A 4,987-nucleotide genomic window follows, 5' to 3' on the forward strand; every position below is an offset into this window, starting at 1 on the left:
GTGGCCGCTCTTCAGCGGCCGCCTTGTCGGCCGCGGTTCGGATCGGATCGCCGTTCTTGTTCAGCGTGCGGACATCAGACAGCAGCGTTGACAGGTAACGCCGCTCATCGGCCAGCGCGGCAGGCCAGTCGCTCACGGGGCCGTGACCTGGAACGACCCGTCGCGCCGGGATGGTCTCCAATTCCTTCAACGTGTCGAGCCAGCCGCGGATACTGCCGTCCATGACTGGAATGTGGCGGAGAAAGACGAGGTCGCCCGCGAACAGGGTTTTCGTCGTCTCGTCGTATACGGTCACGTCGCTGTCGCTGTGCCCGGTCCGCCAGGCGCGCAAGATGAGGCGGCGCGACCCGAGATCGAGCGTCATCGTGTCCGAAACCAGCAGGGTCGGGGCAACGATCTTCACGGGATCGATCAACGCGCTGCCCATGATGCGGCGAAAATTGTCGAGATAGTAGGGGCCGCGCGTCGCGAGCGCCTGCGGCAGCTTGTTGTGGCCGACGAAGCTGGTGTCTGCGGCGGCGAAGGCCGCATTGCCGAAGACGTGGTCGGGATGGCCGTGGGTGTTGATGACATAGCGGATCGGCTTGGGCGTACGGGCCCGCACCGCGGCCAGCAGGGCCTCGCCTTCGCGAAGGCTGCCGCCGGTGTCGACGACGGCCACCGCATCCTCGCCCACGATGAAGCCGACATTGGCAATGTCGCCCTCGTTCTCGCGGGTCATCAGGGCAATGGCCCCGGAGTGTACGAAGATTCCCGGTGCGACTTCGCTTACAGGCAATTCGGCCGCCCCGGCCCGTGCTAGCGTTACCGTCCCCAGCAGGAACAAGGCTGCGATCACTCGAGCGATGCGAAACACTTTTCCGCCTCAGTTCAAAGGGTTGCTGCATTGCACTGCAACAAAGCAAAGCCAGCGCAGTCTGGCAAAACATGGCGCGTCATGCGTTGCATGGATAGCATTCAAACAAAACGAGGAGGAAGCGCGATGACGGAGGCCGGACGACATCGTCGCTGGTTGTTTTCACTGGGGATCCTGGTTGCGTCCTGTGCGTTCGGCGATGTCGCCATCGCGCAGACCAATGACAGCGGCGACCTCTCGTTCGAGCTGGTCGACCCGAACGTGCTACGTGTCTGCGCCGATCCGCGCAATTTGCCGTTCTCGAACGAGAAGGGCGAGGGGTTCGAGAACAAGCTGGCCGAGCTGTTTGCCGACAAGCTCAAGAAGAGGCTCGACTACGTCTTCTTCCCGCAGGCCACCGGCTTCGTGCGGATGACGCTGGGCGCGCATCGCTGCGACGTCATCATGGGCTTTCCGCAAGGCGATGACGTCGTGCAGGGCACCAATCCCTATTACCGCACGAGCTATGCGCTGGTCGCCAAGGCCGGCAGCGGGCTCGAGGACGTCGATACGCTCGAGGACCCGAAGCTGAAGGGCAAGCATGTCGGCATCGTCGCCGGAACGCCGCCGGCGACCAACATGGCCATTGCCGGCCTGATGAGCAATGCAAAACCCTATCCGCTGATGATCGACACGCGCTACGACAATTCGGCGCAAGCGATGATCGACGATCTCGCCGCCGGCAAGATCGAGGCCGGGGTGTTGTGGGGGCCCATGGCCGGCTACTACGCGAAGAAAGTCGGGTCGCTTCACGTCACGCCGCTGGTGAAAGAAACCACGGGGCCGAAGCTGGTCTATCGCATCGGCATGGGCGTGCGTCCCGCCGACCAGAACTGGAAGCGACAGCTCAACAAGCTGATCCAGGAGAACCAGGGCGAGATCAACAAGATCCTGGTCGACTTCGGCGTCCCGCTGCTCGACGAGAGCGACAAGCCGCTCGGCGCGGAGACGGCCAAGAAGTCGCAATGAGGCGGCGTCTTGCCGCTGCGCTCGTGGTTGCCGCGTTCGCGGTACCGGCATTCGCGCAGCAGCAGGAGCCGTTCGAGCCCGAAGGTTATCGCGCCGACAATTATCGCGCACCGGTGCCGGCGACGCTTGCAGGCGCGCGCGTGCTCACCACGATGGAGGCCGAAGCGATCTGGCGCGCCAGGAGCGGTGTGTTCGTCGACGTGCTGCCGCGCCCGCCGAAGCCGAAGAACCTTCCCGCAGGCACGGTGTGGCGTGATGTGCCGCGCAAGAACATTCCGGGCAGCATCTGGCTGCCGGATACCGGCTACGGCAGTTTGCCGCCGGCCATGGACGATTATCTCCAGCGCGGCCTCGCACAGGCATCGCGTGGCGACAAGGCCGCGCTGCTGGTGATCTATTGCCTCGCCGATTGCTGGATGTCCTGGAACGCCGCCAAGCGCGCGCTGGCGTATGGCTACTCCAACATCGCCTGGTACCCCGACGGCACCGACGGCTGGGAGCGCGCGAAGCTTCCGACAGAGGAGGTGCAGCCGGAGCCGCGGCCTGAGCAGTAGACGAGCGAACTCAGGTGTGCTCCCTCGCCCCGCTGGCGGGGAGAGGCGAAGCAAGCGCCTTACTGCTTCTGCAGCTTCGTCAGCGTGCCGGTGCCGTTATTGTCGGTTGCAGAATAGTTCACCCTGTCGCCGGCGTGAACGGCGTCCAGCATCGCGGCGTCCTTGGTCTTGTACTCCTGGAGCGCGCCGGCGCCGCCGGCACTGCCACCGACGGTGCCCTTTTGCGTCTGCTGGATCGAGATCGTGCCATTGAGGCGATCGATCCGCATGACCATACCGGTCATGTCGTCGGCGAGAGCGCTGGTTGCGAGGATGCCGAGGGCCGCAGCGCCCGCAAAGATGAATTTGGTGGTTCCCATCGAGGCCTCCCGACGTCTTGGAGTTCACTTCGACAAGCCATCCTAGATCGATTTGGTTCCGGCCGATAGCAGGGCAAAGGTCAGCCGGGCCGATCGGGAACCTGCCGTGAGCGGTCAGCGAGGGGCCGCTATTCCATTTCCTGCTGGATTACGCGGCCGAGCGCGAACAGCCGCTGGTCGATCGTGGTTGGAACCTCGCAGACGAATCGCACGACCTTGTTGCGGTCCTCGAAAATGCGGGTCTTCCAGATCAGCTCGTTGCCGAGCGTCTCGACCTTGGCCTCGTCACGCGGCGTGGCGCTCTGCAGCGCCTGGAGCTGAATTGTCTCCTCGCGGATCTTGTCGGCGGCCTCGCGCTGCTTGCGGCTGACGCGTTCGAGCCCGGCCATCACCTGGGAGCGCTGAGCGTTGAGCGTGTCGAACAGGCCGGCGAACAGCAATTTTGCGTTCGCGCTCTTGTCGGCAGCGGAGCCGGCCAAAAATTCCTTCACGGACTTCTCGGCCTCGTCGATCGACGTCTTGCGCGCCGATAGTTTTGCGACCAGCGCGGTGATTTTCGTGTCGTTCTTCCACTTGGTCTCGGCGTCGTCGAGCGCAGGACCAGCCCACACCGCGGCGAGCGAGATCTCCGGCACCTTGGCCTGCGTGCAGGGCCAGTTGGGATAGCGCGGATCGGCCGCGCGGGCGGCCGTGCCGGACAGCGCGAGCGCCACAACAGCCATCGCCAGAACCTTCATCCTTCGCCTCCTGCGGGCCCCCGTCGCGCCAGCCCACGCGAGGGATCATAGGCCAGAATTGCGCCGATCATGAAGACGATTGTGCAAGCCGCGACCACCGCGAGCGAGATCCAGTTGATTTGCCCGTAGAGCGCAAAGCGGATCAGCTCGACCGCATGGGTGAACGGATTGGCCTCGCAGAGATAGTACAGATAAGGGCTGCCCTCCTGCACCCGCCAGAGCGGATAGAGCGCCGACGATGCGAAGAACATCGGAAAAATGACGAAGTTCATGACGCCTGCGAAGTTTTCCAGCTGCTTGATGCCGGAGGAGATCAGCATGCCGAGCGAGCCCAGCATCAGCCCGGACAGGATCAGCGCCGGCAGCACGGTCAGATAGCCCGACGACGGCGGGGTGATGTCCCAGAACCAGGCGATCAGCAGGAAAGCGTAGACCTGGAGCAGCGACACCGCGGTGCCCGCCAATAGCTTGCAGAACAGCAGGAAGCCGCGCGGCAGCGGGCTCACCAGCAGCGTGCGCATGTTGCCCATCTCGCGGTCGTAGACCATCGAGAGCGAGGATTGCATGCCGTTGAAGAGCTGGATCATCGCCATCAGCCCGGGCGCGATATAGACCTCATAGAGGATGTAGGTCTCGTAGGGCGGGATGATGGAGATGCCGAGCACCTGACGGAAGCCGGCGGCGAAGATGAACAGCCACACCAGCGGCCGCACCAGCGCCGAGACGAAGCGTTCGCGCTGATGCAGGANNTGATGCAGGAAGCGCAGGCCTTCGCGCCAGACGATTCCGGTGAGGCAGGTCAGGTATTCCTGGACCGAGAAGCCGCGCGGCACCTCGCGCGTGGTGATGCTGCTCATGCGCCGCCTCCCGGCATGGTTTGCGCGCCGGTCAGGCGCATGAAGGCGGTGTTGACGTCCTGCGCGCCGGCTTCAGTGATGACGCGGCTCATCGGCCCCTGCGCCAGCACCTTGCCTTGGTGCAGCACCACGAGGTCGTCACTGGGTATGATCTCGTCGAACAAATGCGTGGCCCAGAGCACGCCGATGCCTTGCTCCGTCACGAGCTGGCGGACCTGGCTGATGATGTCGGCGCGCGCCTTGACGTCGAGGCCGACGGTCGGCTCGTCGAGCAACAGCAGCCGCGGCCGGTGCAGCAGCGCACGGGCGATCTCCAGCCGCCGCATCTGGCCGCCCGAGAGATCGCGCACCTTGCTGCCGGCGCGGTCAGCGAGCCCGATGCGGCCGAGCAGCTCGGCGCTGCGTGCGGCGGCCTCGCTCCGGCTGATGCCGTGGAGGGCTGCGTGATAGAGCAGGTTCTGCGTCAGCGACAGGTCGAGATCGAGCGTGCGAGGCTGGAACACGACCCCTAACAGCCGCAGCGCCTCGCCGGGGCTCTTGCTGATGTCGTGGCCGAAAATGCCGACCCGGCCGCTCTGGATGCCGAACAGGCGCGTGATCAGCGAGAACAGCGTGC

General features: G+C 64.7%; 7 protein-coding genes. 2 read left to right on the forward strand and 5 right to left on the reverse strand.

The window, feature by feature from the left end:
• Positions 1-856: quinoprotein relay system zinc metallohydrolase 2 (locus AABA86_RS33135; protein WP_338309742.1), on the reverse strand; the 856-nt coding region annotated here is incomplete at its 3' end.
• Between the two features lie 126 nt (positions 857-982).
• Here AABA86_RS33135 and AABA86_RS33140 point away from each other — a divergent pair.
• Both AABA86_RS33140 and AABA86_RS33145 read left to right on the forward strand, forming a co-directional pair.
• Entirely contained in the window at positions 983-1,864 is an 882-nt protein-coding gene (locus AABA86_RS33140) for a substrate-binding domain-containing protein (RefSeq protein WP_212250373.1), read from the forward strand.
• Positions 1,861-2,418, forward strand: coding sequence for a PQQ-dependent catabolism-associated CXXCW motif protein (locus AABA86_RS33145; RefSeq protein ID WP_338309743.1), 558 nt, complete (start codon positions 1,861-1,863; stop codon positions 2,416-2,418). The genes AABA86_RS33140 and AABA86_RS33145 overlap by 4 nt, the downstream gene beginning before the upstream one ends.
• 59 nt (positions 2,419-2,477) lie before the next feature.
• On the opposite strand, the gene AABA86_RS33150 is transcribed toward AABA86_RS33145, so the two are convergent.
• The 4 genes from AABA86_RS33150 to AABA86_RS33165 form a co-directional block, all read right to left on the reverse strand.
• Entirely contained in the window at positions 2,478-2,777 is a 300-nt protein-coding gene (locus tag AABA86_RS33150) for a copper-binding protein (protein ID WP_212250368.1), read from the reverse strand.
• A gap of 128 nt (positions 2,778-2,905) precedes the next feature.
• The gene (locus AABA86_RS33155; protein WP_338309744.1) at positions 2,906-3,514 is read right to left on the reverse strand and encodes a hypothetical protein; all 609 of its coding nucleotides are present in this window, start codon (positions 3,512-3,514) and stop codon (positions 2,906-2,908) included.
• Complete coding sequence (locus AABA86_RS33160; RefSeq protein ID WP_338309745.1) at positions 3,511-4,371, reverse strand: ABC transporter permease; 861 nt, start codon at positions 4,369-4,371, stop codon at positions 3,511-3,513. The genes AABA86_RS33155 and AABA86_RS33160 overlap by 4 nt, the downstream gene beginning before the upstream one ends.
• Positions 4,368-4,987 (reverse strand): ATP-binding cassette domain-containing protein (locus AABA86_RS33165; protein WP_338309746.1); only part of this gene is annotated, 620 nt, incomplete at its 5' end. The genes AABA86_RS33160 and AABA86_RS33165, both read right to left, overlap by 4 nt.

Origin of the sequence: Bradyrhizobium sp. TM233 (assembly GCF_036247965.1) — a bacterium.
In the GTDB taxonomy this organism is placed as follows: Bacteria; Pseudomonadota; Alphaproteobacteria; order Rhizobiales; family Xanthobacteraceae; genus Bradyrhizobium; species Bradyrhizobium ottawaense.

Excerpts from the sequence above, each read along its gene's own strand:
- AABA86_RS33140 (WP_212250373.1), top strand. The coding sequence starts at position 983 with ATGACGGAGGCCGGACGACATCGTCGCTGGTTGTTTTCACTGGGGATC.
- AABA86_RS33150 (WP_212250368.1), bottom strand. The coding sequence starts at position 2,777 with ATGGGAACCACCAAATTCATCTTTGCGGGCGCTGCGGCCCTCGGCATC.
- AABA86_RS33155 (WP_338309744.1), bottom strand. The coding sequence starts at position 3,514 with ATGAAGGTTCTGGCGATGGCTGTTGTGGCGCTCGCGCTGTCCGGCACG.
- AABA86_RS33145 (WP_338309743.1), top strand. The coding sequence starts at position 1,861 with ATGAGGCGGCGTCTTGCCGCTGCGCTCGTGGTTGCCGCGTTCGCGGTA.